This is a genomic window from Variovorax paradoxus EPS, assembly GCF_000184745.1.
GTDB lineage: Bacteria > Pseudomonadota > Gammaproteobacteria > Burkholderiales > Burkholderiaceae_C > Variovorax > Variovorax paradoxus_C.
Window position 1 is genome coordinate 4,484,123 of sequence record NC_014931.1, and the last position, 24,454, is coordinate 4,508,576.

Annotated in this window: 23 protein-coding genes; 14 read left to right on the forward strand and 9 right to left on the reverse strand. The window is 64.2% G+C overall.

What is annotated here, in order from left to right:
- Positions 1-680: 680 nt before the first annotated feature.
- Both VARPA_RS20710 and VARPA_RS20715 read right to left on the reverse strand, forming a co-directional pair.
- Positions 681-3,815, reverse strand: coding sequence for an efflux RND transporter permease subunit (locus VARPA_RS20710; protein WP_013542534.1), 3,135 nt, complete (start codon positions 3,813-3,815; stop codon positions 681-683).
- A gap of 136 nt (positions 3,816-3,951) precedes the next feature.
- The gene (locus VARPA_RS20715; protein WP_013542535.1) at positions 3,952-5,568 is read right to left on the reverse strand and encodes an efflux RND transporter periplasmic adaptor subunit; all 1,617 of its coding nucleotides are present in this window, start codon (positions 5,566-5,568) and stop codon (positions 3,952-3,954) included.
- A 268-nt stretch (positions 5,569-5,836) separates the two neighbouring features.
- On the opposite strand from VARPA_RS20715, the gene VARPA_RS20720 reads away from it, so the two are divergent.
- From VARPA_RS20720 to VARPA_RS20740, 5 genes are read left to right on the forward strand one after another with little or no spacing between them, the layout of a single operon-like run.
- The gene (locus VARPA_RS20720) at positions 5,837-6,358 is read left to right on the forward strand and encodes a DUF6622 family protein (RefSeq protein WP_013542536.1); all 522 of its coding nucleotides are present in this window, start codon (positions 5,837-5,839) and stop codon (positions 6,356-6,358) included.
- 45 nt (positions 6,359-6,403) lie between these two features.
- Positions 6,404-7,351 (forward strand): sterol desaturase family protein, encoded by a 948-nt coding sequence (locus VARPA_RS20725; RefSeq protein ID WP_013542537.1) that lies wholly within the window; start codon positions 6,404-6,406, stop codon positions 7,349-7,351.
- Positions 7,348-7,650, forward strand: a complete 303-nt coding sequence (locus tag VARPA_RS20730) for a 2TM domain-containing protein (protein WP_013542538.1) — start codon at positions 7,348-7,350, stop codon at positions 7,648-7,650. Before VARPA_RS20725 ends, VARPA_RS20730 begins: the two co-directional genes overlap by 4 nt.
- Entirely contained in the window at positions 7,647-8,735 is a 1,089-nt protein-coding gene (locus tag VARPA_RS20735) for a sensor histidine kinase (RefSeq protein WP_013542539.1), read from the forward strand. The genes VARPA_RS20730 and VARPA_RS20735 overlap by 4 nt, the downstream gene beginning before the upstream one ends.
- A gap of 17 nt (positions 8,736-8,752) precedes the next feature.
- Complete coding sequence (locus VARPA_RS20740) at positions 8,753-9,601, forward strand: LytR/AlgR family response regulator transcription factor (RefSeq protein WP_041942976.1); 849 nt, start codon at positions 8,753-8,755, stop codon at positions 9,599-9,601.
- Between the two features lie 82 nt (positions 9,602-9,683).
- Here the strand turns inward: VARPA_RS20740 and VARPA_RS20745 are convergent, their stop codons facing one another.
- The gene (locus VARPA_RS20745; RefSeq protein ID WP_013542541.1) at positions 9,684-10,031 is read right to left on the reverse strand and encodes a hypothetical protein; all 348 of its coding nucleotides are present in this window, start codon (positions 10,029-10,031) and stop codon (positions 9,684-9,686) included.
- A 147-nt stretch (positions 10,032-10,178) separates the two neighbouring features.
- Here VARPA_RS20745 and VARPA_RS20750 point away from each other — a divergent pair, with 147 nt between their 5' ends.
- The 8 genes from VARPA_RS20750 (at position 10,179) to VARPA_RS20770 (ending at position 17,779) form a co-directional block, all read left to right on the forward strand.
- Positions 10,179-11,999, forward strand: coding sequence for a glutamine--tRNA ligase/YqeY domain fusion protein (locus tag VARPA_RS20750; RefSeq protein WP_013542542.1), 1,821 nt, complete (start codon positions 10,179-10,181; stop codon positions 11,997-11,999).
- A 72-nt stretch (positions 12,000-12,071) separates the two neighbouring features.
- Positions 12,072-12,881 (forward strand): DNA adenine methylase, encoded by an 810-nt coding sequence (locus VARPA_RS30720; protein ID WP_013542543.1) that lies wholly within the window; start codon positions 12,072-12,074, stop codon positions 12,879-12,881.
- Positions 12,878-13,921 (forward strand): ParB/RepB/Spo0J family partition protein, encoded by a 1,044-nt coding sequence (locus VARPA_RS30725; protein WP_013542544.1) that lies wholly within the window; start codon positions 12,878-12,880, stop codon positions 13,919-13,921. Before VARPA_RS30720 ends, VARPA_RS30725 begins: the two co-directional genes overlap by 4 nt.
- A complete protein-coding gene (locus VARPA_RS31165; protein WP_013542545.1) occupies positions 13,918-14,757 on the forward strand; it encodes a hypothetical protein in 840 nt (279 codons plus the stop codon). The genes VARPA_RS30725 and VARPA_RS31165 overlap by 4 nt, the downstream gene beginning before the upstream one ends.
- A gap of 120 nt (positions 14,758-14,877) precedes the next feature.
- Complete coding sequence (locus VARPA_RS20755; protein WP_013542546.1) at positions 14,878-15,426, forward strand: pseudouridine synthase; 549 nt, start codon at positions 14,878-14,880, stop codon at positions 15,424-15,426.
- Between the two features lie 58 nt (positions 15,427-15,484).
- Positions 15,485-16,411, forward strand: coding sequence for a M23 family metallopeptidase (locus tag VARPA_RS20760; protein WP_013542547.1), 927 nt, complete (start codon positions 15,485-15,487; stop codon positions 16,409-16,411).
- A gap of 73 nt (positions 16,412-16,484) precedes the next feature.
- Entirely contained in the window at positions 16,485-17,441 is a 957-nt protein-coding gene (locus tag VARPA_RS20765; RefSeq protein ID WP_013542548.1) for a restriction endonuclease, read from the forward strand.
- A gap of 14 nt (positions 17,442-17,455) precedes the next feature.
- Positions 17,456-17,779, forward strand: a complete 324-nt coding sequence (locus VARPA_RS20770; RefSeq protein ID WP_013542549.1) for a hypothetical protein — start codon at positions 17,456-17,458, stop codon at positions 17,777-17,779.
- Here the strand turns inward: VARPA_RS20770 and VARPA_RS20775 are convergent.
- From VARPA_RS20775 to VARPA_RS20795, 5 genes are all read right to left on the reverse strand, one after another.
- Positions 17,769-18,182: a hypothetical protein gene (locus VARPA_RS20775; protein WP_041942977.1), complete on the reverse strand. Its 414-nt coding sequence runs from the start codon at positions 18,180-18,182 to the stop codon at positions 17,769-17,771. The genes VARPA_RS20770 and VARPA_RS20775 overlap by 11 nt on opposite strands.
- A gap of 8 nt (positions 18,183-18,190) precedes the next feature.
- The gene (locus VARPA_RS20780) at positions 18,191-19,126 is read right to left on the reverse strand and encodes a succinylglutamate desuccinylase/aspartoacylase domain-containing protein (RefSeq protein ID WP_013542551.1); all 936 of its coding nucleotides are present in this window, start codon (positions 19,124-19,126) and stop codon (positions 18,191-18,193) included.
- A gap of 159 nt (positions 19,127-19,285) precedes the next feature.
- Positions 19,286-20,260 (reverse strand): MBL fold metallo-hydrolase, encoded by a 975-nt coding sequence (locus VARPA_RS20785; protein WP_013542552.1) that lies wholly within the window; start codon positions 20,258-20,260, stop codon positions 19,286-19,288.
- 76 nt (positions 20,261-20,336) lie between these two features.
- Positions 20,337-21,539, reverse strand: a complete 1,203-nt coding sequence (locus VARPA_RS20790; RefSeq protein ID WP_013542553.1) for an ammonium transporter — start codon at positions 21,537-21,539, stop codon at positions 20,337-20,339.
- Between the two features lie 153 nt (positions 21,540-21,692).
- Entirely contained in the window at positions 21,693-22,637 is a 945-nt protein-coding gene (locus VARPA_RS20795) for a LytTR family DNA-binding domain-containing protein (RefSeq protein WP_013542554.1), read from the reverse strand.
- 155 nt (positions 22,638-22,792) lie between these two features.
- On the opposite strand from VARPA_RS20795, the gene VARPA_RS20800 reads away from it, so the two are divergent.
- Positions 22,793-24,022, forward strand: a complete 1,230-nt coding sequence (locus VARPA_RS20800; RefSeq protein ID WP_013542555.1) for an acyltransferase family protein — start codon at positions 22,793-22,795, stop codon at positions 24,020-24,022.
- Here the strand turns inward: VARPA_RS20800 and VARPA_RS20805 are convergent.
- Entirely contained in the window at positions 23,946-24,386 is a 441-nt protein-coding gene (locus VARPA_RS20805) for a PaaI family thioesterase (protein ID WP_013542556.1), read from the reverse strand. The genes VARPA_RS20800 and VARPA_RS20805 overlap by 77 nt on opposite strands.
- Positions 24,387-24,454 lie beyond the last annotated feature (68 nt).

The window sequence follows — 24,454 nt, forward strand, 5'->3', positions numbered from 1 at the left end:
GCTCACGTTCCGCGGGGTCTCGCCCAAACTCGCTGCGCTCAAACAAGGGCGAGCCCTGATCCGCGAAACGCTCCGCTCCTCGGCGCATACAGAAGGGCTTTGGGGACCGACGCGCCATCGCTGCGCTCGGCTGCTCAACACCTCACGAGCCTTTGCTTCGCTCGGCTTGGATTGGCTCCCTCCCCTTCCGGGGGAGGGTTGGGGTGGGGGCACGCGGCGCTCGTTGAGGCGCGGCTGTGCAGCGAGCGCCGTCGTGCCCCCATCCCAGCCTTCCCCCGGAAGGGGAAGGAGCAATGCATCAGGCCCGGTGTCGCATGTCTTGTCTTTCTCCCTCCCCTCCCGGGGGAGGGCCGGGGCGGGGGCACCACGGCCGAGCGAAGCGAAGGCCCGACTGCAAGCCGAGCGAAGCGATGGCGCATCCGGGGTCAAAGCCCTTCTGGCTGCGCCGAGGAGCGCAGCGGTTCGCGGATCAGGGCTCGCAGCTGTTTGAGCGAAGCGAGTTCTGCGAGACCCCGCGAACCGCGAGCACCGCAGGTTGCCCGCAGCGAAGCGAAGGGTCGCAGACAGTAGGGTCGCCTTTTCTTTGCTTACGTTCTTTTGGCGAAGCAAAAGAAAGTAAGTCGCCTGCCGGGGCGAGACCCGGCCTCGGGAAAAAAACAAAGAACAGGAAGCAAAACCGATCAAGCCGCTTCCTCCTCAACCGCAGCCCGACGCGAACTGCCTCCCCCAAGCCGATCAAACGCCAAATAGATAACAGGCGTAGTGAACAGAGTCAGCAGCTGGCTAACGATCAACCCGCCAAAGATCGCAAGCCCGAGCGGCCGCCGCAATTCAGCGCCTTCACCAAAACTCAACATCAACGGCACGGCAGCAAAAAGAGCAGCCAAAGTCGTCATCAAGATAGGCCGAAATCGCAGCAGTGCAGCCTGGTGAATCGCCTCCCGAGGCGACAACCCTCCCGTCCGCTCCGCATCGATCGCAAAGTCAATCATCATGATCGCGTTCTTCTTCACGATGCCGATCAGCAAGATGATCCCGATGATCCCAATCACCCCCAGATCATTGCCAGTCAGCATCAGGGCAAGCAGCGCCCCAACCCCGGCAGAAGGCAACGTCGACAAGATCGTCAACGGATGCACATAGCTCTCGTACAGCACCCCCAGCACGATGTACACGCAAACAACCGCCGCAAGAATCAGCCACAGCTGATTCGACAGCGACCGCTCGTAAGCCCCCGATGCGCCAAGGAAAGTCATCGTCACGCTCCCCGGCATCCCGATCTCCTTGGCCGCCGCCCGAATCGCATCGACCGACTGGCCCAGCGACACGCCGGGCGCGGTGTCGAAGTTCAAGGTGCTCGCCGGGTACTGCGCCACGTGCGTGATCTGCAAGGGCGCCGGCTGCTCGGAGATGTCTGCGATTGCGGCGAGCGGCGTCGCCGTGCCCGATCCGGCGATCAGGTTCAGCTGCCCCAGCGTCTGCGGCGTGTTCACCATGCCGGGCCGTGCTTCGAGAATCACGCGGTACTGGTTCGTCTCGGTAAAAATGGTCGACACGATGCGCTGGCCGAAGGCGCTGTAGAGCGCATCGTCCACCGTGCTCGCGGTGATCGACAGCCGCGCCGCGGTGTCGCGGTTCACGTTGACGAATGCAGCGAGCCCCTGCGCGCCGGCATCGCTGCTCACATTGCGCACCTTGTCCGACTCCTGCAGCTTCGCCACCAGCTTCTGCATCCACTCGGTGATGAGCGCGCTGTTCACGCCTTCGAGGGACACACGGTATTCGGTCGGGCCGGTCTCGGCGTCGATGGTCAGGTCCTGCGTGGGCTGCAGGTACAGCGTGACGCCGGCCACCTGCCGCACGCGCTCGCGCAACCGGTCCATCACTTCCTGCTGGCTGTCGTGGCTGCCCTTCAGGTTGATGAGCATGCTGCCGGTGTGCAGCATGGTGTTGTTGGCGGCATCGACGCCGACGAAGGAACTGAGGTTCTCCACGTCGGGGTCTTCGAGAACCGCACGCGCCGCCTGCAGCTGCAGCTGCGCCATGCGATCGAACGACACATCCTGCGCCGCCTGGATGCGCGCCTGCAATTGGCCGGTGTCCTGCGTGGGAAACAGGCCCTTGGGGATCGTGAGGTACAGCACCACCGTGAGCACCATGGTGAGCAGCGCGACCAGCAGCGTGAGCGGCTGGTGGTCGATCACCCAGTGCAGCGAGCGGTCGTAGCGCACCATCACGCCGTCGAAGAAACGCTGCGCGCGTGCGCCGAAACCCGTGCCGCCGGGCTCCTTCTTGGGCTCGTGCTTGAGCCAGCGCGCCGACATCATCGGCACCAGCGTGAGCGAGACCACCGCCGAGATCAGGATCGTGATCGCCAGCGTCACCGCGAACTCGCGGAACAGGCGCCCGACCACATCGCCCATGAAGAGCAGCGGAATCAGCACTGCGATGAGCGACACCGTCAAAGAGATGATGGTGAAGCCGATCTGCGTCGCGCCCTTGAACGCGGCCTGCAGCGGCTTTTCGCCCTCCTCGATATAGCGGGCGATGTTCTCGATCATCACGATCGCGTCGTCCACCACGAAGCCGGTGGCGATGGTCAGCGCCATCAGGCTCAGGTTGTTGAGGCTGTAGCCCAGGAGGTACATCAAGCCCAGCGTGCCGATGAGCGAGATCGGCACCGCGATGCTCGCGATGACGGTGGCGCGCAGGCTGCCGAGGAACGCGAAGATCACAAGCACAACCAGCACCACGGCCAGCACCAGTTCCATCTCCACGTGCTGCACCGAGGCGCGGATGCCGGCGGTGCGGTCGCTCAGCACCTCGATCTTCAGGCCCGCAGGAAAGCCCGCCTGCAGCTCGGGCAGCTGCTTCTTGATGGCGTTGACGGTGGCGATCACGTTCGCGCCGGGCTGGCGCTGCACGTTCAGGATGATGGCGGGCGTGAGCTTGGGTTCGGCGCTTTCGCCACCCTCGGCGGTCTTGGTCCCCGCCCACGCGCCTAGCTGCGTGTTCTCGGCGCTGTTGACCACCTGCGCCACATCGACCATGCGGATCGGCGCGCCGTTCTTGTAGCTGACGATGAGGTTCTTGTAGTCCTCGACCGTGAGCAGCTGGTCATTGGAATTGATGGTGTAGGCGCGCTTGGGGCCGTCGAAGCTGCCCTTCGCGCCATTCGAATTGGCAGCGCTGATGGCGGTGCGCAGCGTATCGAGCCCGATGCCGTTGGCCGCGAGCGCCTGCGTGTTGGCCTGGATGCGCACGGCCGGGCGCTGCCCGCCGCTGAGCGACACCAGCCCCACGCCCGAGACCTGGCTGATCTTCTGCGCGAGCCGGGTGTTCACGAGGTTCTGCACCTCGGTGAGCGGCAGCGTATCGGAAGTGATGGCGAGTGTGAGCACCGGCGCGTCGGCCGGGTTGACCTTGGCGTACACCGGCGGCGCGGGCAGATCTGCCGGGAGCAGCGAGCCGCCGGCGTTGATGGCGGCCTGCACTTCCTGCTCGGCCACGTCGAGCGTCTGGCCGAGCGAGAACTGCAGCGTGATGATCGACACGCCCGCCGCGCTGGTCGAACTCATGCGGTCCAGGCCCGACATCTGGCCGAACTGGCGCTCCAGCGGCGCGGTGACGGTGTTGCTCATCACCTCGGGGCTGGCGCCGGGGTAGAGCGTCTGCACCTGGATGGTCGGGTAGTCGACCTGCGGCAGCGCCGACAGCGGCAGGAAACGGAACCCGACCATGCCGGCCAGCACGATCGCGACCATCAGCAGCGAGGTCGCCACCGGTCGCAGGATGAAGGGGCGTGAGGGACTCATGGTCTTGCTCCTTCCCCTTCCGGGGGAAGGTAGGGATGGGGGCAGGCGGCGTCAACCGCGCCGTGGCTGTTCAACGGCCGCCGTGCCCCCAGCCTGACCCTCCCCCAGCGGGGGAGGGAAAAGTCCGCCCACGCGCTCATTCCGTTTTTCCCTGACGTTCCGACATGCGCTGCCAGCGCTCCAGCGCCGCCGGATCGCCCTTGTCGAGCGCTTCGAGGAAACGCTTGCGGCGCTCGAGCTGTTCGGGGTTGTCCTTGGCCGAATCGAGCATGCGCTGGCGCTGCTCGGCGGTGGGAAGCTTGGCTGCGGCTGCAGGCGCCGGCGCTGCCGCAGCGGCCGGTGGCGTTGCGGCTGCACCGGCGGCTGGGGCGGCGGCGGTTCCGGGTGCCGGCGCGGTGGCTGCGGCAGGCGCCTGGCCTCCCGCCTTCGCGCCCGCACCGTTGCCGCCACCTTGGCGGCGCCGGTGGGTGCCCGCCGCGGCGCCCGAAGCCGGGGTGGCCGGCCGGTCGGCCTGGGTCTGCACGCGCGCGCCGTCCTTCAATCGGTCGCCGCCTTCGGTCACGACCTGCTCACCGGCCTTCAGGCCCGACATGACGGCCACGTTGTCCACGCTCGATTCGCCGCGCGTCACGGGGCGCTGCGACACCGTGTTGTCTTCGTTGATCACGTAGACGTAGTCGCCGTTGGGCCCGTGGCGCAGCGCCGTCACCGGCACCACGACGGCACTGCTGACGGTGCGCAGCAGGAGCCGCAGGTTGACGAACTGATTCGGGAACAGCGCGCCGTCGGCGTTCGAGAAGCGCGCCTTCGATTTGACGGTGCCGGTCTGCGTGTCGACCAGGTTGTCGAGCGTGGAGAACATGCCCTTGGCGAGCTGGCGGGTGCGGGTGCGGTCGAAGGCCGTGGCCTCGAGCTGCGCGCCCTGCGCAAGACGCTCCTGCACTTCGGGCACGCGGTCTTGTGGCACGGAGAACTCGACGTCGATGGGCGCGATCTGCGTGATGACCGCCACGCCGCCCGTGGTGCCGGTCGAGATGTAGTTGCCCGCGTCCACCGGCCGGAGGCCGATGCGTCCGCTCACCGGCGCGGTGATGCGGCTCCAGGTGAGGTTGAGCTTGGCCGTGCCTTCATTGGCGCGATCGATCGCGACAGTGCCTTCGAGTTGCTTCACCAACGCGGCCTGCGTGTCGACATCCTGCCGCGCGATGGAGTCCTGGGTCAGCAGCGTCTGGTAGCGCTGCAAGGTGACGCGCGCGGCGGCCAGCTGGGCCTCGTCGCGCTGGCGTGCACCCGAGGCCTGCGCCAGCGCGTTCTGGAACGGTGCCGGATCGATGGTGGCGAGCACGTCGCCCTTCTTGACCATCTGCCCTTCCTTGAAGAGCACCTCGGTGAGCACGCCCGAGACCTGCGGCTGCACGGTGACGTTGGCCAGCGGAGTGACCGTGCCCAGCGCCTCGAGCTGCACCGGAATGTCGGCCTGCCGCGCGGTGGCGACGCCGACCGTGTTGGCGGACGCCCCGCCGCCGCCTCGTCCGCCCGGCCCGCCGCCCGGACGCCCGGCACCTGGACCACCGGGACCGCCCGGTCCCGCCGCGGGGGCTTTCGACCGCTGAATCAGATACCAGGCACCGCCTCCCAGGGCCACCAGCAGCGCCAGGGTCAGCAACCACCCCAACCAGCGCCGCCTCTGTGCCGGAGGATGTGTCGGCGACACGATGGGCGGCAGGGGCTCGGGGGGAGTTTTGGGGTCCATGGGATGCGTGGGGGAGGTGCAGGGTTGCGGCCTAGAGTACAGCGCCGAATGGTAGTACCGCTGTTTGCTGCGCCGTAAAGCGACGGTAAAGCTGACGGGCCGCCCGATCGATCGATACCGGGCACCTGCGGTTCGCGCCGGCCGGATGCGCCTCGCGCCGCGTTCCCGCATTTCGTCGCATCGCGGTGGCCGGGGAGAGGCAGCGCCGGCACAGTCCGCCCATCGATTCCCCGTTCACAACACCCATACCTTTCACCGGAGAACCACCATGCTGCTGCAGATCCTTCTTCACACACCCAAGTGGGTGTTCGCCGTCTTCGTGCTGCTCGTCTGGCTCGGCGCCAAGCAATTGCTGTCGAACAGCGTGAGCCTCAGCCGGGTCACGCTGATGCCCATCCTCATGGGCGGCCTGTCGGTCTTCGGCGTGATCTCGGCCTTTGGCGATTCACTGGGCGCCCTGCTCGGCTGGGCGGCGGCAGCGGCGGTGCTGATCGCGCTGGTGCTGCAGCGCCCGCTGCCGGCCACCACCCGCTACGACGCGGCGAACCGCCAGTTCCACCTGGCCGGCAGCGCCGTGCCGCTCGCGCTGATGATGGGCATCTTCTGCACCAAGTACGTGGTGGGTGTGGCGCTGGCCATGCACCCCGAGCTGCGCCACCAGGCGGTCTTCGCCCTTGCGATCCCCACGCTGTACGGCGCCTTCAGCGGCATCTTCGCGGCCCGTGCCGTGCGCCTGTGGAAGCTGGCCATCGCCACCGACGCTGTCGCCACCGGCGTCGGCGCGGCCTAAGATCCGAGCCCCAGCCCCGAGCGCCCCGCCCAGCCAGGAACCGCCATGACCGTGCTCTTTCTGCTCCTCAAGATCTCCGTCACGGTGGTGCTCGTGGCCTCCGTCCTCGAGGCGCTGGTGCTCTCCTGGCGCAACGGCTGGGCAAGCTACGACTGGAAGGCGGCCGGCGTCTCGGTGTTCGACTTTCTCGTGCGCGAATACCCGCTGCGCTGGCTGCTGCCGGTGGCCTTCTGGACCGGCGCGATGGACTGGTTCTGGAACCACCGCCTCTTCACCCTGCCGATGGACCACTGGAGCGGCTGGGTCGCCTGCTTCATCGGCCAGGAGTTCTGCTACTACTGGTACCACCGCGCCGCCCACCGGGTGCGCTGGTTCTGGTGCACCCACGCCATCCATCATTCGCCGAACCAGCTCAACCTGTCGGCCGCCTACCGCTTCGGCTGGACCGGCAAGCTCACCGGCACGCTGCTGTTCTTCATGCTGGCGCCGCTGCTGGGCATGCCGCCCAAGGTGATCCTGCTGATGCTCACGCTGAACCTGCTCTACCAGTTCTGGATTCATGCGACCTGGATTCCGCGCCTCGGGCCGCTGGAATGGGTGCTCAACACGCCCTCGGCGCACCGGGTGCACCACGCCTCGAACCTCGAATACCTGGACGGCAACTACGGCGGCGTGCTCATCGTGTTTGACCGGCTCTTCGGCACCTACATTCCCGAGCGCGCCGATCTGCCCTGCCGCTACGGGCTGGTGAACCCGATCACCTCGCACAACATCCTGGAGATCGAGTTCACCCACTGGCGCGGGCTGTTGCGCGACCTGCATTCGGCGCGCTCGGTGCGTGCGTTCGTGGGATACCTCGTCAAGCCGCCGGGCTGGCGTCCGGATGGGCCCGGCGACACCACCGAGGAACTGCGGCAGCGCGCCGCCCTCCGGCCCGTAACGCCGCCTTCCGCACCCGATTTCATTCCCCTTCCAGTCAAGGAGTTGTCATGAACACCACCACCTCCACCTCCAATACCTCGCGTCCCGACCTCGAAAAGCTCGCCCGCCGCCGCGCCGGCGCCAAGATGGGCTGGTACATCCACGCCTTCGTCTATGTGCTGGTCAACATCGGGCTGGTCGGGCTCTCGGCCGCCAAGGGGCACACCTGGGCGATGTATCCGCTGATGGGTTGGGGCCTCGGCCTCCTCATCCACGGCGCGGTGATCTGGCTTCTTGCGCCCGGCGGCGGCTTCTACGAGCGGCTCGTGGCACGCGAGCGCCGCGCACTGGGCGCCGGGGAGCACGGGTGACCCCTGAAGCGCTGCCCCGGTTTCGCGCGGAGAACTTCCGCAACATGCTGCGGCATGGCCTGATCACCGTCGCCTTCTGTTGCCTCATCGGCTCGGCGTTGGCCATCTCGGGCAACGGCAGTTGGGAATCTCAGATGGTGTATTCGCTGTCGATCGGAACGATCAGCTGGCTCGTCATCGACACCGGCCGGCTGATCCTGAGCGGCAGCAAGGAGGTGCTGTGGCCGCACGGGCTCTGGGGCTACGGCCTGGTGGCGCTGGGCGTCACCGTCGGCTTTCTTGCCGGCAATGCAATAGGCGACGCCTGGATCGGTGTGCCGCCGATGGAATTCCGCAATCTCGCCACGCGCAAGATGACGTCGACCATCGTCATCACCCTGGTTGCCACCATCGGCATGTGCTACTTCTTCTTCAGCCTCGGCAAGAGCAAGCACATGCAGGGCCAGCTCGACCTGGCGCAGCGCAACGCCACCGAAGCAAGGCTCAAGCTGCTGGAGACGCAGCTCGAGCCGCACATGCTGTTCAACACGCTCGCGAACCTGCGCGTGCTGATCACCGCCGACCCGCCGCGCGCGGTGGCGATGCTCGACCGCCTCAACAGCTATCTGCGCATGACGCTCAGCGGCTCGCGCGCGCTGGCACATCCGCTCTCGGCCGAGTTCGACCGGCTGGGCGACTACCTCGAGCTGATGTCGGTGCGCATGGGCGAGCGCCTGCGCTACACGCTCGACCTGCCCGAGGACCTGCGCGATGTTCCGGTGCCGCCGCTCCTCTTGCAGCCGCTGGTGGAGAACAGCATCCGCCACGGGCTGGAGCCCAAGGTCGAGGGCGGCGAGATCGCCGTGCGCGCGCGCCGGAACGGAGACCGGCTGGTCATCGAAGTGAACGACACCGGCGTCGGGCTCGATGCGGCGTTGCCCTCCGACTCTGAAGAAGGCGGCAGCGGCTTCGGGCTCGAACAGGTGCGCGAGCGCCTGGCCACGGTGTTCGGCCCGCAAAGCGAGATGCACCTCGCGGCCGCACCGGCCGGCGGCACCTGCGCCACGCTGAGCTTTCCTCTGCCGGCAGCGGCTGCTGCCTCATGAATGCGACGACAACCACGATGAACCCCACCGCACTGATCGCCGAAGACGAACCCCTTCTGGCCCAAGCCCTCAAGGCCGAACTGGCCGCCGCGTGGCCCGAACTGCAGATCGTCGCCACCGCCGGCGACGGCCGCAGCGCGGTGCGCGAGGCGCTGCGCCTCTTGCCGCAGGTGCTGTTCTTCGACATCCGCATGCCAGGCCTCGACGGCCTGGGCGCCGCCGCCGAGCTGGCCGACAGCTGGCCCACCGACGAGGCGCCGATGCCGCAGCTGGTGTTCGTTACCGCCTACGACGAATACGCCGCGCGCGCCTTCGAGGCAGAAGCCATCGACTACGTGCTCAAGCCCGTGCAGCCTGGGCGGTTGCAGAAGACCGTGGCGCGGCTGCAGCAGGCGCTGGCGGCGCAGCAGCCTTCGTCATCGGCCTCCCCTGCCGTAGCCAACGACGAAGCGCTCGAACGAACCTTGGCGCAATGGCGCCAGGTACTCACCGCGGCCGGCACCGGCGCGGCCCTGCCGGCCGCGGCAGCCTCGGCACCGCTGCGGATGATTGCCGCCAGCGATGCCGGCGGCAGCACGGTGCGCATGGTGCCTATCGATGAAGTGCTGTATTTCGAGGCGGCCGACAAATACCTGCGGGTGCTCACCGCGACGCACGAGTACCTGATCCGCACGCCGCTCAAGCAGCTGCTGACGCAGCTCGACGCCGACGCCTTCTGGCAGGTGCACCGCGCGGTGGTGGTGCGAAGCGCGGCCATCGAATCGGTGCACCGCGACGAGGCCGGCAAGCTGCATCTCACGCTGCGCGGGCGAGCCGAGAAGATTCCGGTCAGCCGGCTCTACGCGCATCTGTTTCGCGCGATGTGAAATCGCACGGCGAGCGCCCAGCAAAAAGCCGGCCCCTTTCGGGAGCCGGCTTTTTTCATTTAGTCACGAATGCTGTGGCTGTTTAGCGCCAGTGGCCGTGACGGTGACCACGGTGGTACCCACCGCCGTAATAGCGGGGACCGTAGTAAGCCGGCGGCGCGTAATACACCGGCGCCGGACGGTAATACACCGGCGGCGGCGGACGGTAGTAGACCGGAGGCGGTGCGTAGTAAACCGGGGCCGGCGGCGCATAGACCGGAGCCGGGTAGTAGGCGGGACCGCCCACGCCGACCGCCACGCCGGGGACGCCGACACCGATCGACCAGCTCACATCGCTGCGAGCGCTGGCCGAGGTGGCTGCGAACAATGCACCGGCTGCCACGACGCCCGCGGCAGCCCATTTGAAGAAGGTGGAACGTGTGAGGCTCATGATGTTGACTCCTTGTTTCGGGGGCACTGTCCGGGTCTGGACCGCCCATGTGTGTATTGAACGCGGCAATTGCAAACGGGGTGCACCGGCCATTGTGAAGAACGTTGCCAAAGGTAACCCACAGAGGGCGCCCTCTAGAATGAAGCAATGACCTCCCCGACCGATAAAAGCAGCGCCAAAACGGCCGCCGCACCGAGCAATTTCCTGCGCCACGTGATCGAGAACGACCTCGCACAGGGTGCCTATTCCGGCCGAAAATGGGGCGGCTCCCCGGGCAACGCCGCCCACCACGCCCAGGGCATGACCGACCCCGCCAAGGTCCGCCTGCGCTTTCCGCCCGAACCCAACGGCTACCTGCACATCGGCCACGCCAAGAGCATCTGGCTCAACTTCGAGCTGGCCCGCGAATACGGCGGCGTGAGCCACCTGCGCTTCGACGACACCAACCCCGAAAAAGAAGAGCAGGAATACGTCGATTCCATCCGCGACGCCGTGAAGTGGCTCGGCTACGAAACCTACCTGGCCGACCGCCCCAGCGCCCCCGGCACCCTGCAGCCGCACGAGTACTTCGCGAGCAACTACTTCGACTTCATGTACGAAGCCGCCGAATACCTCATCGGCGCCGGCCTCGCCTACGTCGACGAGCAGACTGCCGACGAAGTGCGTGCGAACCGCGGCGACTTCAACACGCCCGGCACCGACAGCCCCTTCCGCACCCGCACGCCCGAAGAGAACCTGGCGCGCTTTCGCGCCATGCGCGACGGCCAGGTCGCCGACGGTGCCGCCATCCTGCGCGCCAAGATCGACATGGCCAGCACCAACATCAACATGCGCGACCCCGCGCTGTACCGCGTGCGCCGTGCACATCACCACAACACCGGCGACAAGTGGTGCATCTACCCGATGTACACGTACGCGCACCCGATCGAAGACGCGTTGGAGCAGATCACGCATTCGATCTGCACCCTCGAATTCGAAGACCAGCGCCCCTTCTACGACTGGCTGCTCGACCGCCTCGCCGAAGGCGGACTCATCGCCAGCCCGCATCCGCGCCAGTACGAATTCGCGCGCCTGAACGTCACCCACGTGATGACCAGCAAGCGCAAGCTCCGCCAACTGGTCGAGGAAGGCCACGTCGACGGCTGGGACGACCCCCGCATGCCCACCATCGCGGGCCTGCGCCGCCGCGGCTACACGCCCGAGGCGCTGCGCCTGTTCTGCGAGCGCAGCGGCACCACCAAGTCGGGCGGCTGGATCGACTACGCGAGCCTCGAAGCCGCGCTGCGCGACAGTCTCGACCCGATTGCCCCGCGCGCCATGGCCGTGCTCGACCCGGTCAAGCTCGTCATCACGAACTGGGGCGAACTGATGGGCGGCGACGATGTGCTGGACGACTGCTCCGCCCCCGTGCACCCGCACCACCCCGAGATGGGCAAGCGCGAGTTCAAGCTCGGCCGCGAGGTGTGGATCGAAAGCACCGACTACGAAGACGTGCAGCCCAAGGGCTTCTTCCGCCTGTTCCCGGGCAACAAGGTGCGGCTGAAATACGGCCACGTCATCGAATGCACCGGCGCCACGCGCGATGCCGACGGCAAGCTCGTCGAGGTGCAGGCCACGCTGGTGCCGGACACCAAGAGCGGCACGCCCGGCGCGGACGCGATCAAGGTAAAAGGGAACATCACCTGGGTGGCCGCGGCGGATGCGGTGCAGGCCGAGGTGCGGCTGTACGAGCGGCTGTTTGCAGCGGCGAATCCGGGGAGCGGGGAGCTGCTGGATGAGTTGAACAGGCAGAGCCTGGAGATCTGCTCGGCGTTCGTGGAGCCTTCATTGGCGACGGCCCAGGCTGGCGTGGGGATTCAGTTCGAGCGGCATGGGTACTTCGTGGTGGATACGAAGACGGATGCGGCTGGCAAGCGGGTGTTCAACCGGGCTGCGGGGATGCGGGATAGCTGGGGAAAAACCTTCTGATAGCCTCTTTTTAAAGATATTGAACCATATGCCAAATCCATCATTGGCAATGAATGAGCATTCAAAAAATAAATGAGACCCCTACTTAGATGGGCTGGCAGTAAAAAGCAATTAATTGGCCACCTTCGGCCCTATTGGGAGGCGTCTTTGGCTCAGCGCTATGTCGAACCATTTGCGGGTTCTGCTGCTTTATTTTTCGATATTGAGCCAAAAGCAGCCCTATTGGGGGATGTTAATTCTTTGCTGGTCGAGTTCTACACTGCGCTCCGCGATACACCAGATCGAATCTTTCAACTTACTTCATCCTGGGCGATCAACAAAGAAAAATATTATGAAATCCGCGCCTCCCTAATAGTAGAAAAAGACCCGATTTTGCGAAGCGCAATGTTTTTTTATTTGAACAGGAATTGCTTTAACGGCATATTTCGAACAAACATGCGTGGCGAATTTAATGTGCCTTTTGCCGCAACAAAAACCGGCGCCATGCCGGATATCAGCGAAATAAAACAGGCCGCCTTACTTTTAAAAAACACGAAGATTGAAAAAAAAGATTTTCGAGAAATACTAAAAAAAGTCAAGGCAGATGATTTTGTTTTTCTTGACCCCCCTTATGCAGTCGAAAATAGACGAATATTTGTTCAGTACAACGCCCAGACATTTGGGCTAGCTGACCTAGAGGAGCTATCCGATACATTGCATTGCATTGATGCCCTGGGAGCAAAATTTGTAATGTCATACGCAATTTCGGCTGAAGCACTTCACTATTTTGATTACTGGAACGTCCGACGCGTTACATGCCAACGTAATGTCGCCGGCTTTTCAAGTCATCGGAGAAAAGCGGTGGAATTGATAGTTTCGAATATGGAAAAGGCATCACCATGAATATTCAAGAATCTCTACCTCTTGATTCCAAGGTACAGTCGGCTGCAGAGTTGCTCACTTTGCCAGCTCAACAACTTGTTCCTAACCCGCAAAATCCACGCGTTCTTTTTGATCCTGAGCCGTTACGCGATTTAAAACAAAATATCGCACTTCACGGAGTTTTAGTTCCTTTGACCGTTTTCCGACTTCCCGACGGAAAACGCTTCGGTATTCTGGATGGAGCACGGCGGCATCGTTGCTGCAGCGAATTACTAGAAGAAGGAATAGCAATAGAAATTCCCTGCAATATTGTAGTCCCTCCAAATAAATTGGCAGGACTGCTATATATGTTCAATATTCACAACTTCAGAGAGGCTTGGGAGCTAATGCCAACAGCTCTTAGTCTGAGCATTGTGATAGAAGAACTCGGTGAAACAGATACAAAAAAGCTCTCTAACCTAACCGGGTTAAGCGAACCGCAGGTTGAACGATGCAAACTCCTCTTAAACGTTGACGATGATCTTCGCCAACTATCGCTGGACCCTAATCCCAAAACAAGAATCCCATCGAATTTCTGGATTGAGGCGATTCCAATCGTTGAACTAACAAGGATCGAACTACCCGATCTCTATGAGTCTATGGGTGAAAGAGGAATCCTTGAGCGATTTGTTGAAAAATATCGCAGGAAAAAAATAAAAAGCGTCATCCATTTTCGACGAATTGCAGAGGCCTTTACTAACGTTGAGGATGATCCTGTTGGGAAAGATCAAGCCGCCACGTTATTACGTCGCTATATAAATGAAATCGACCTCGAAACACGCGCTGCATTTGATGCTTTTGTTCAAGATGCAAGAAAAGTTAAGGGTGCCCTTGAAGCGTGTAGCACGTTCGTAAATGCGCTCGGCCGCATTAATGTCGAGCACGTAACCGATCAACGCCCAGAGTTGGTCGAGGCTTTGAAATCTGCAAAGACATACATCGACGGCCTTCTTAATAAATTATCAGGCGAAGATGACCCAACGCTCTTCGACGATAGTGACGAAGATGGCGATGAAGAATGAATCTCGCTGATTTCATCTTTGCGGCTCGAATCGCCTACCGATTCCGAAGATACCGCCCCCAGCGAGTTTCAATAAAATCGGTCCTTGCGTGGTTATCCCAGTATCCACTTGAGGAAAGGCAAATAATAAAACAAACAGCACTTCATCTAAAATGCGTTACCGATAGCGTGATGCTTCGCGATCTTCTGGATCGCAATTCACAGCTCCTAAGAACTCTCAGCGAAGCAAAAATCCCCAATAAGAACATTATTTATGTCAGCATTAGCGAAGCTGGAAGTAGCAGTCATGTTGTTTTAAATATGCTACGGGATCAAGCTCGCTTAGAAGTAATGGGCTGCAAACTTTTAGATGCAGGAAATGCAGGCAAACTTCATGAAACCACAGCCAAACTTGAAAGCGGCGCGATCATTTATGTAGATGATTTTTCGGGAAGTGGAACCCAATTTTGTAGTCAACGCGAAATGATTGGAGGCTATATTGTGGGGAATTTCTCGGAATATTTTTTACTCCATACTATCTGCGAAGAAGCCATTCCGCATATTGCCAAAACAGGCGTGGTTGTATGGCAATCCCAGATACACGAAAAGCATGTTCGCCCTCTTAATGAAGCAAGTTCGCTTCTTAAGCCAACAGATCGTGCAACATTGGTTGCGCGTGCAACAGCCATAGCAAAAAAAGGTGGGCTTGGCTATCGAAGCCTTGCGTCGATGATTGTTTTCGAAAGAAACACTCCCAATACGGTTCCACTAGTTTTTCGTGGAGATAAAGGCCAACGATCCTTTAAGGGTTTTATTCCTCGAACGACGGATTTACCGCCTCATTCTTTACTCCTTTAAATTTAATTTTTGACGCCGAATTATTCGCCTGAAACGCGTCCCTTTATAGCTTCGCGGCGTTAATCGACGTCAGTAGTGCTCGATGCAGCGAAGGATGTCGGCCAGCTATCCTGCGGCGTCATGACTTTCCCAAATACTTCCCGCCTCATCCGCTTCAACAAGCCCTACGGCGTCCTCAGCCAGTTCACCCCCGAGGGCCGATGGCGTGGGCTGAAAGATTTCATCGACATCCCCGACGTCTACGTCGCCGGCCGCCTCGATGCCGACAGCGAAGGCCTGCTGCTCCTTACCAACGACGGCCAGCTCCAGGCGCGCATCGCCGATCCGCGCTTCAAGATGGAGAAGACCTATTGGGTGCAGGTGGAGGGTGTGCCGACCGAAGAGGCGCTCGCCGCGCTGCGCCAGGGCGTGCAACTCAACGACGGCCTCACGCGCCCTGCCCGCGCCAGCCTGCTCGATCCGCCGCCCGATGTGTGGCCGCGGCAACCGCCGATTCGCGAGCGCAAGAGTATTCCGACCGCATGGCTGGAGCTGGCGATCAGCGAAGGCCGCAACCGGCAGGTGCGGCGCATGACCGCCGCTGTCGGGCTGCCCACGCTTCGCCTGATCCGGGCCGCCATCGGGCCGCACACGCTTGATGGATTGGCGCCCGGCACCTGGCGCGAGTAACAACGAACGCGGCCGCGCGACGTCACAGACAAAACCTCTTTCATTCAATCCTCCCTTCATGCACGACAACATCCGAACCACCTCGCCCGACCTCCTCACGCCCGCACTGATGAATCGCCGCAGCGCATTGCTCGGCACGCTGGGCTTGCTCGCGCTGCCCGCAACGCAGGCCGTCGCGGCTGCGCCCGCGAAGTCGAAGCAGACACAAACGCAGAAGCACCCCGACGTCTGGCCGCACGCGTCACAGGTGCCGGGCGGCGTGGCGCGCCTGTCGCTCGGCCCGAGCGCCAAACGCCCGGCCGCCTTTGCAGGCGACGTGCCCTTGCTCGTTGTGGGTGACGCCATCGAATGGACAGCGCTGGTCGGCATCCCGCTCGCAGCCACGCCCGGCGAGGCGAGCATCACGGTGCGCACCGAGAGCGGGAGCGAAAGACAGGTCGCCTACACGGTCACCGACAAGCAGTACCGCGAACAGCGCCTGACAGTGGCGCCGCGCACGGTCGACCTCTCGCCCGAAGACGAAGCGCGCTACGTGCGCGAACGCGACCACCTGACCGGCGTGATGGCCACGCTCACTGACCTGCGGCCCGATGCTGTGCTGCAGATGCGCGTGCCCGTGCCGGGTCGCCGCTCCAGTTCGTTCGGCCTGCGCCGCGTGTTCAACGGGCAGTCGCGCAATCCGCACAGCGGGATGGACATCGCGGCCCGCACGGGCACGCCGGTGCTGGCGCCGCTGCCGGGGCGGGTGATCGATACGGGGGACTATTTCTTCAACGGCGGCACGGTGTGGCTCGACCATGGCGGCGGGCTGCTGACGATGTATTGCCATCTGAGCCGGGTGGATGTGAAGGTGGGGGATGTGATGAAGACGGGGGAACAGTTGGCTGCGGTGGGCGCGACCGGGCGGGTGACGGGGCCGCATCTGCATTGGTCTGTGATGTTGAATCGGGCGATGGTGGACCCGGCGTTGTTCATTGCGGCTTGAGTAATCACCCTGAGTTCCGGATTCCGCTCGCCTCATAAACTCGCGCCATTCCAACGAGGGGCGGGTTGAGGCGATGACCAAACAGACAAGAGCCGAGCGGCGCCGTGAACGCGCACGCAGCAAACTGGCGGGCAACGGATGGACGGCGATCATCGTCGGCGTCTTGCTCCTGGTGGTACTTCCGGCGTTCATGCACGGCCCGATCATCGGCACGCTCGGCCCGGCGCTTCGTCCTGCGGGATGGACAGCATTGGCGATTGGCGCGGCCTTGCTGGGGCTGCACTACCTCGTCGCTCGCAAGAAGGTCGTGCCTCAGGCCATCGAACGTACAGAGCCATCGGCTGCTGCGGTCAAGGTCGCTCGTCCGATGGCAACGCCTCCCGCTGCCGCACGACGCGAACCGGTATTGGATTCCGAGCTCTCCCAGCCAACGCCCTCGCCTTCAGTACCCGCACCTGCACAGCAGCAGCAATGGAGCCCCGCCGTACTCGCCGCCATCGAATGGCGACGCTTCGAGGCCTTGTGCGAAGCGCTCTACGCGCAAGCGGGTTTCACCACGCGCAGCCAGTCGCACGGCGCGGACGGCGGCATCGACATCTGGCTTCACTCCAAGCACAGCGACGTGCCGCGCATCGTTCAATGCAAGCACTGGCGAAGCAAGCCCGTGGGCGTGAAGGAGATGCGGGAGTTCCTTGGCGTGATGGCTTCGCATCAGTTGAAGACCGGCACCTACGTGACGAGCTCGACCTTCTCCGCCGATGCCACTGCCTTCGCCAAGGCCAACGGCATCCACGCGCAGGACGGCGCCGCCTTGCTCAAGCTGATCGGCCAGCGCACGCCCGAGCAGCAGGCCGCATTGCTCGCCGTGGCTTACGAAGGCGAGTACTGGCGGCCCACCTGCGCAAGCTGTGGCACGAAGATGGTCGAAAGAAACTCGTCAAAGAATGAAGGCAGCTTCTGGGGCTGCGCCAACTATCCGAAGTGCCGGGGCAGGACGATTCCGAAGTCGAAGGCATCTGCAACGGTCTGACCACGAGGCGCGCCATGACCAATCAACCGCTGTTCACCGAAGACTGCCTCGACGCATCCTTCGCCCGCGCCACCCGCCGCGAAACCCTCGACCTCCTCAACACCCGCCTGCACCCCGCCCTGCAGAAAATCCTCGCCGCCGAAATTGCCTCCGGCAACCGCGTGGTCGACGTCGGCATCGACTGGCCCGATGCGGGCTCCGTGCACGTCACCTTGCACAACCATTTCGACAATCGCCACGCGACCGCCGAAGCCGTCTTCAGCCTCTGCGCCGACCCGCACTACTGGCACGCCGACTACAGCACCACCAGCAAGCCGACGCACCTGCTCATCTGCTGACCCTCTTCTTCGACCCCGGCCACACCGACGTGCTCCAGGCAATGAGCGCCAGCAGCGCCACCTGAACCGGCAGCCGCACCACCAGCGCCCAATACGGCACGCTCGGAAAAAGCTCCGGCCGCTGCAGCATGTAGAAATGCGCGGGCGTCACGGCCAGGGTCAGAAGGATGAGGCCGATGCCCGCAGCACGCCGCGTCGGCCGCCACAGCAGCCCGGCCGCGCCCAGCAGTTCGAATACGCCGCTCACCAGCACGGCCGCGCGCGGCCAGGGGATGTACGGCGGCACGATGCGCATCTCCGCTTCGGTCGCCACGAAGTGCGCGATGCCGCCGAGAGCGAACCACAGGAAGACGAACACGAGTCCCGCCACGCGCCAGCGGCTCATGGCGGGCGAATCCGTCATGCGCTTCTTCAGACCGGCTTGGTCAGATACACCGCTTCGCGCCCCACGATCACGCGCTGCGCGGGCATGAAGATCGTGCAGTCGTCGCACGGCGCGCGGATTTCGTCCGGGCCGTTGGTCGCGATCAGCTCGTCCTTGGCAAAGGTCTCGAAGCCGATCAGCGGCCGCACGAACGCGAAGTCTTCCGACTTGATGACATGCGTCTGCAGCAACTGAAAGCGGCGCTGCGGCGCGGGTTCAGGCGTGGCCGGGTCCTTGTCGACCAAGCCGAAGTACGCGAGGAAGTCATACGTGACCGCGGTCGCCAGCACCGACGCCGAGCGCAGGAAGTGCTGTCCGCACTCGACCACCATCGCCACGCCCTTGCCGTCCGGGCCGCCGTGGCTGCCGTACTGGATCAGCGGCGTGCCCGAACCCAGGCCATCGGGCATCACCAAGTGCACCGACGGGCGGCCGATGGCCAGCGCCACCTCGGCGTTGCGCTCGAACGCCGGGTAGACCCAGAACGGCACGACGGGCTGGCTGGTCGAATGGATGTCCAGGATGTGGTCGGCGGTGTCCACCACCGGCCGCAGGATGCGCGCGCGGCGCAGCTCGGGGCTGTCCTCGCCGCCGTCCAGCCATTCGGGCGACCAGATGCGGTTGAGGTTGTGCACGATCTGGCGGCTGTCGTAGGGGGACTCTTCCTTGAACGATTCGTAGGCGTCGATGTTGGCGAAGGCCACGGTGAGCGTGCCGATCTTCGGGCGCACGCCGTTGTCGAGCAGGTGGGTGGCGGCGGTCATGCCGCAGATTTCGTTGCCGTGCGTGAGCGCGTTGATCAGCACGTGCGGGCCGGGCTTGCCGGACTCGAAGCGGTGCACGTAATCGATGCCGACGTTGCCTTGGCGGTAGGCGGAGAGGTCGCGGGGGAGGACCTCGAGGGCGGGTGGGGATTGGGTCATGGGGCTGTGGACGTGGGAGCGATGCGGTCGGGGGAGTTTGCTACAGCAGGCAAATCTGTGCTTTCCGACCTCGCGAACCAGTCACCGCCGCTGCGGCGTCCCAAAAATACGCTTCAAAAATGAAGCGTATCCGGCCCGAATACGCTTCAGATCACCGAGTTATCGCACCTGCTGGTAATCCACAGGCACCCACGCATACCCCGAACCCTCGGCCCGAATCCGCCCCAGCCCCGGGAACGGCAGATGCGCGCCGGCCACGAGATACCGGCCCTTCGCCGCATCGGCATACGCCTTCTTGCGCTCCGCCGCGGCGGGCTTGGAATCGACGTCGAACGAAATCGTCACCTGCGGCTGCACGAACTGCACCGAGGCCACGTGCATCAGGTCGCCCCACAGCACGAGCTTCTGGCCCTTGGACTCGATCACGTAGGTGTTGTGGCCGGGCGTGTGGCCGTGGGCGGCGACGGCCTTGATGCCGGGTACGAGGTCGGCGGCGCCGCCCGTCAGGGGCTTGAACTTGCCGGCTTCGACGTACGGATTCAGCGACGCCTGCGCGCCCTGGAAGTAGCCCTTCATCTCGGGCGTGGCCTTTTCCAGATTGGCCTTGCTGAGCCAGAAATCGGCGTCTTCCTGACCGGCGTGGATGGTGGCGTTCGGAAAGGCCAGCTTGCCGTCGACGATGAGGCCGCCGACGTGGTCGCCGTGCATGTGGGTGATGAACACGTCGTCGACCTGCTCGGGCTTGTAGCCGGAGGCCAGGAGGTTGTTGCGCAGGTTGCCCAGCGTGGGGCCGAAGAGCGTGCCGGCGCCGGTGTCGATCAGCACCAGCTTGCTGCCGGTGTTGATGAGGTAGCTGTTCACCGAGGTGGGCACAAGGTCCTTCTTGAAGGAGCGGTCGAGCAGCCTGCCGACCTGCGCCTGCGTGGTGTTGGTGAGCAGCTTCTTCACCTCCAGGTCGATGGTGCCGTCGAAGAGCGCCGTGACCTCGAAGTCGCCGAGCATCATGCGGTAGAAGCCGGGCGCCTGTGTCTTGACCTGGGGTGCGCCAGCATGTGCTGATGCAAACGAAAGCATCAGCACGCTGCTCGCCAGCGCGGCGATGCCGCGGCGCAGCCAGTGGGTGGGTTGGGTCATGGGTCTTCCTTCTCCGGCTTGTCTTTAGAGGGGCCGAAGAATAGCCCAACCCGCCCGCCCTGCGCCTTTGCCTTCCTTACCAGTTGACTTCGCGCTCCGGCGTGGCCGAGATATGGTGGATCGACAGGTCGGCGCCGTCGTATTCCTCTTCCTGCGAGAGGCGCAGGCCCATCGTGGCCTTGAGCGTGCCGTACACCACCGCGCCGCCGACGAGCGCCCAGACCACGCCGATCACCGTGCCGATCAGCTGCGCCCAAACGTTCACCCCGCCGATGCCGCCCAGCGCCTGCGTGCCGAAGATGCCGGCCGCGATGCCGCCCCAGGTGCCGCACAGGCCGTGCAGCGGCCAGACGCCGAGCACGTCGTCGATCTTCCATTTGTTCTGCGTGAGCGTGAACATGACAACGAAGATGCCGCCCGCCACGCCGCCCACGACCAGCGCGCCCAGCGGATGCATGAGATCGGAGCCGGCGCACACGGCCACGAGACCCGCGAGCGGGCCGTTGTAGACGAAGCCCGGGTCGTTCTTGCCCAGGGCCAGCGCCACCAGCGTGCCGCCGACCATCGCCATCAGCGAGTTGACGGCCACGAGGCCCGAGATCTTGTCGATGCTCTGCGCGCTCATCACGTTGAAGCCGAACCAGCCCACGCACAGCACCCACGCGCCGAGCGCGAGGAAGGGGATGCTCGACGGCGGATGCGCGCTCAGCGAGCCGTCGCCACGGTAGCGGTTGCGGCGCGCGCCGAGCAGGATGACCGCCGGCAGCGCGAGCCAGCCGCCCACGGCGTGCACCACGATCGAACCGGCGAAGTCGTGGAACTCGTGGCCGGTGACCGAGGCGATCCAGGCCTGGATGCCGAAGGCCTTGTTCCAGGCGATGCCCTCGTAGAGCGGATACACCACGCCGACGATCACCGCGGTGGCGATGAGCTGCGGCCAGAACTTGGCGCGCTCGGCGATGCCGCCCGAAATGATGGCCGGAATGGCCGCGGCAAAGGTCAGCAGGAAGAAGAACTTCACCAGCTCGTAGCCGCTCTTGGCCGCGAGCTCGGTGGCGCCCACGAAGAAGTGCGTGCCGTAGGCCACGCCGTAGCCCACCAGGAAATACACGATGGTCGAGACCGAGAAGTCGACCAATATCTTCACCAGCGCATTGACCTGGTTCTTCTTGCGCACGGTGCCCAGTTCAAGAAAGGCAAAACCGGCATGCATGGCCAACACCATGATGGCGCCGAGAAGGATGAATAGCGCATCTGCGCCCTGTTTGAGTGCGTCCATGGGAGCTTCTTGCAGTTTTTGGTTTGAATTGGTGCATCGCAGCCGGATTGCCCGGAGCGATGGTGCACGGAAGCAAAAATGGTGCCTGAAGGCTCTTTGATGGTGCGAAACGGGCCATAACGGCGCGCTCGCGCACCGGAACAGGCTGCTTTTTCAGCCCGTCGAGCCTGCGCCGGCCCGGAGCGCGTCGCGATAGCGGCGGCTGCAGGGCACGGTCGTGCCGTCGTGCATGTGCAACTTGGCATCGCCGCCGTCCAGCGGCTCGATTTCCTTGATGCGCGCGAGGTTCACCGCATGGCTTCGGTGCACGCGGACGAACCTGGCCGGGTCGAGCTGGGTCAGGAAATCGGTGAGCGTGGCGCGCAGCAGGTAGTCGTGGCCGTTGACGTGCAGGCCGACGTAGTTGCCCTCGGCCTGGAGCCAGTCGATGTCGGTGGCGGCGATCAGGAATTCGCGGCGCAGCTTGCGTACGAGGAAGCGTTCGGGGCGGGCGACGGGCGGTGTTGGGGGCACTGGCTGCATCGAGGGTTCGGATTCCTCCGGTTCCGCCGGGGTCGGCGCCGGTTCGGCCGCGCCCGCCTCCGGCGCATCGAGCACCCGCGCCTCGCCCTGCAAGCGCAGCATGAAAAGCCGGTAGGCCCAGATGCCGAAGACGATCGAGACGTAGACCCGCACGTCCTTCAGGTACTCGTAGCCCCATTGAGCGATCCAGCCGCCGAAGTCGTAGCGGCCGCCCATCAGGGCATAGACCAGCGATCGCACCGCGAACATGCCCGCCACGTGCACCACGCTGATGGCCACGCTGGCAATGATGTGTCCGGCCACGAAATGCACCCAGCGGCCGGGCATCAGCGGCGCCAGCCGGCGCTCGATGGCCACGAACACCGGAATCAGCATCAACAGCACCAGGTGGCTCGACCCTTCCCAGGTGACGATTTCCCAGGTCGCGCGCGGCACGGCGCGGTTGCGGGCGTCGACCACCGCGACCATGGTGGCGAACACGCCCTGCAGCGCCATCAGCACGATCCAGAAACCCACTTCCACGTAGCGGCGGATCGGCTCGTAGCGCTCGTACAGGTTCCGGTGGGACGCTTTCATGCCCGGGATTCTCGCCATCTGCGCGGTGGCGGGGCGAATTTCGTCCCACCGGGGCCACCGCTCGTCACAAAGGCCGGGCCATCCGTCCCGCGGGCGCGCCGCCGGGCGGTGCCGGGCCACACGATGGCCGCACTTTCTGTTTCGAGGACCCTGAAATGAGCCTTCCGACTCCCCTGCCCGGCACGGACCGGCGCCACGACATCGACGCCCTGCGCGCGCTCGCCTTCCTGTTCGTGATCCTCTATCACGTGGCCATGTACTACGTCGCCGACTGGCCCTGGCACCTCAAAAGCCCGCACGCAGCCGAATGGCTGCAGTGGCCGATGCGGGTGCTGAACCTTTGGCGCATGGACCTGGTGTTCTTGATCTCCGGCGTGTCGCTCGGCTTCCTCGCTCGCCACCAGGGCACCGGGGCGCTGCTGCGCAGCCGGGGCGCCCGGCTGATGCTGCCGCTGGTGTTCGGAATGATGGTGATCGTTCCGTACCAGGCCTATGCGCAGGGCGTGGCCAACGGGCTGGTCGCGCCAGGTTTCGGCGCCTTTTTGCTGCGCTACCTGTCGATGGCCGAACCGTGGCCCAAGCGCGCTTTCGACGGCGCGGAGTTCGGCATGACCTGGAACCACCTCTGGTATCTGCCGTATCTGTTCGCGTACACCGCGCTGGTCGCGTTGACGCTGCCCTTGTGGAAATCGCCGGCCGGCCAGTGGGTGCGCCGCCGGTTCAATGCGCTGCGCGGCTGGAAACTGTTGCTGCTGCCGGTGCTCCCGCTGCTCGCGTGGACGGCGCTGCTGGCCCCGCACTTTCCGCCCACGCACAACCTGGTGCGCGATTTCTACCTGCATGCCATCTACCTCACCGTGTTCCTCTACGGCTACTGGATGGGCGTGGACACGGGCATCTGGAAGGAGCTGGAGCGGCTGCGGCGGGTGTCGCTGGTGCTGGCGGTCGTGGCGATCGGCACGTTCATCGCGCTGCGCGTCGGCGCGGGAAAGTCCGCTCCTGGCCTGCTCATGGACCTGCTGCGCACGCTCTACATGTGGCTGGCCATCGCGACCATCCTGGGCCATGGTCACCGCCACCTGAACCACCCGTGGCCCTGGCTGCGCTGGGCCAATGAGTCGGTCTACCCGTGGTACGTGCTGCACCAGACGCTGATCATCGTCGGCGTGACCGTGCTGGCGCCGCTCGCGCTAGGCCCGGTGCTGGAGCCCGCGCTGCTGGTGACGCTGACCATCCTCGGCTGCTGGCTGCTGACCGATGGGCTGATCCGCCGCATCAACTGGCTGCGGCCGCTGTTCGGGCTGAAGCTCAGGCGGCGGGCTTCGGCTGAAGCTCTTCCACCGCAATCGGAACCAGGATGGCGTTCCCCGTCGCCACGAGCTTGAGTTCGTCCTCGCCTTTTCCTTCGGGTTGCGCATAGAGCTCGGCCACGACGAACACCTGCTTGCGTCCCGCCTTCACCACCCGGCCGCGCGCCACGAAGGCGCTTCCGATGGCGGGCGAGATGCAGTTGACGGAAAAGTGCGAGGCCAGCACGCGCCCTGCCTTCGTGGAGGCCGCGTAGCCGCTCACGGTGTCCAGCAGCGCGGCGATCATGCCGGCGTGCAGGAAGCCGGCGTACTGGCCCATGTCTTCCTCGCGCCAGTTCATGCGCAGTTCGGCTTCGCCGTCGGCGGCATGGTGGACTTCGAAACCGGCCCAGCGGTTGAACGAAGCGGTGCGGTTGATGGCCTGGATGGTGTCGAGCATGGGGTTCTCCTTGGAACGGGCACGTTGGTGGTGTGGACGAATCCACTCTACGAACCGCGCCCGCCGCG

Bases quoted from the DNA above. Each gene is read 5' to 3' on its own strand.
- VARPA_RS20710 (WP_013542534.1), bottom strand. From the start codon at position 3,815: ATGAGTCCCTCACGCCCCTTCATCCTGCGACCGGTGGCGACCTCGCTG.
- VARPA_RS20715 (WP_013542535.1), bottom strand. From the start codon at position 5,568: ATGGACCCCAAAACTCCCCCCGAGCCCCTGCCGCCCATCGTGTCGCCG.
- VARPA_RS20720 (WP_013542536.1), top strand. From the start codon at position 5,837: ATGCTGCTGCAGATCCTTCTTCACACACCCAAGTGGGTGTTCGCCGTC.
- VARPA_RS20725 (WP_013542537.1), top strand. From the start codon at position 6,404: ATGACCGTGCTCTTTCTGCTCCTCAAGATCTCCGTCACGGTGGTGCTC.
- VARPA_RS20730 (WP_013542538.1), top strand. From the start codon at position 7,348: ATGAACACCACCACCTCCACCTCCAATACCTCGCGTCCCGACCTCGAA.
- VARPA_RS20740 (WP_041942976.1), top strand. From the start codon at position 8,753: ATGAACCCCACCGCACTGATCGCCGAAGACGAACCCCTTCTGGCCCAA.
- VARPA_RS20745 (WP_013542541.1), bottom strand. From the start codon at position 10,031: ATGAGCCTCACACGTTCCACCTTCTTCAAATGGGCTGCCGCGGGCGTC.
- VARPA_RS20750 (WP_013542542.1), top strand. From the start codon at position 10,179: ATGACCTCCCCGACCGATAAAAGCAGCGCCAAAACGGCCGCCGCACCG.
- VARPA_RS30720 (WP_013542543.1), top strand. From the start codon at position 12,072: ATGAGACCCCTACTTAGATGGGCTGGCAGTAAAAAGCAATTAATTGGC.
- VARPA_RS30725 (WP_013542544.1), top strand. From the start codon at position 12,878: ATGAATATTCAAGAATCTCTACCTCTTGATTCCAAGGTACAGTCGGCT.
- VARPA_RS31165 (WP_013542545.1), top strand. From the start codon at position 13,918: ATGAATCTCGCTGATTTCATCTTTGCGGCTCGAATCGCCTACCGATTC.
- VARPA_RS20755 (WP_013542546.1), top strand. From the start codon at position 14,878: ATGACTTTCCCAAATACTTCCCGCCTCATCCGCTTCAACAAGCCCTAC.
- VARPA_RS20760 (WP_013542547.1), top strand. From the start codon at position 15,485: ATGCACGACAACATCCGAACCACCTCGCCCGACCTCCTCACGCCCGCA.
- VARPA_RS20765 (WP_013542548.1), top strand. From the start codon at position 16,485: ATGACCAAACAGACAAGAGCCGAGCGGCGCCGTGAACGCGCACGCAGC.
- VARPA_RS20770 (WP_013542549.1), top strand. From the start codon at position 17,456: ATGACCAATCAACCGCTGTTCACCGAAGACTGCCTCGACGCATCCTTC.
- VARPA_RS20775 (WP_041942977.1), bottom strand. From the start codon at position 18,182: ATGACGGATTCGCCCGCCATGAGCCGCTGGCGCGTGGCGGGACTCGTG.
- VARPA_RS20780 (WP_013542551.1), bottom strand. From the start codon at position 19,126: ATGACCCAATCCCCACCCGCCCTCGAGGTCCTCCCCCGCGACCTCTCC.
- VARPA_RS20785 (WP_013542552.1), bottom strand. From the start codon at position 20,260: ATGACCCAACCCACCCACTGGCTGCGCCGCGGCATCGCCGCGCTGGCG.
- VARPA_RS20790 (WP_013542553.1), bottom strand. From the start codon at position 21,539: ATGGACGCACTCAAACAGGGCGCAGATGCGCTATTCATCCTTCTCGGC.
- VARPA_RS20795 (WP_013542554.1), bottom strand. From the start codon at position 22,637: ATGAAAGCGTCCCACCGGAACCTGTACGAGCGCTACGAGCCGATCCGC.
- VARPA_RS20800 (WP_013542555.1), top strand. From the start codon at position 22,793: ATGAGCCTTCCGACTCCCCTGCCCGGCACGGACCGGCGCCACGACATC.
- VARPA_RS20805 (WP_013542556.1), bottom strand. From the start codon at position 24,386: ATGCTCGACACCATCCAGGCCATCAACCGCACCGCTTCGTTCAACCGC.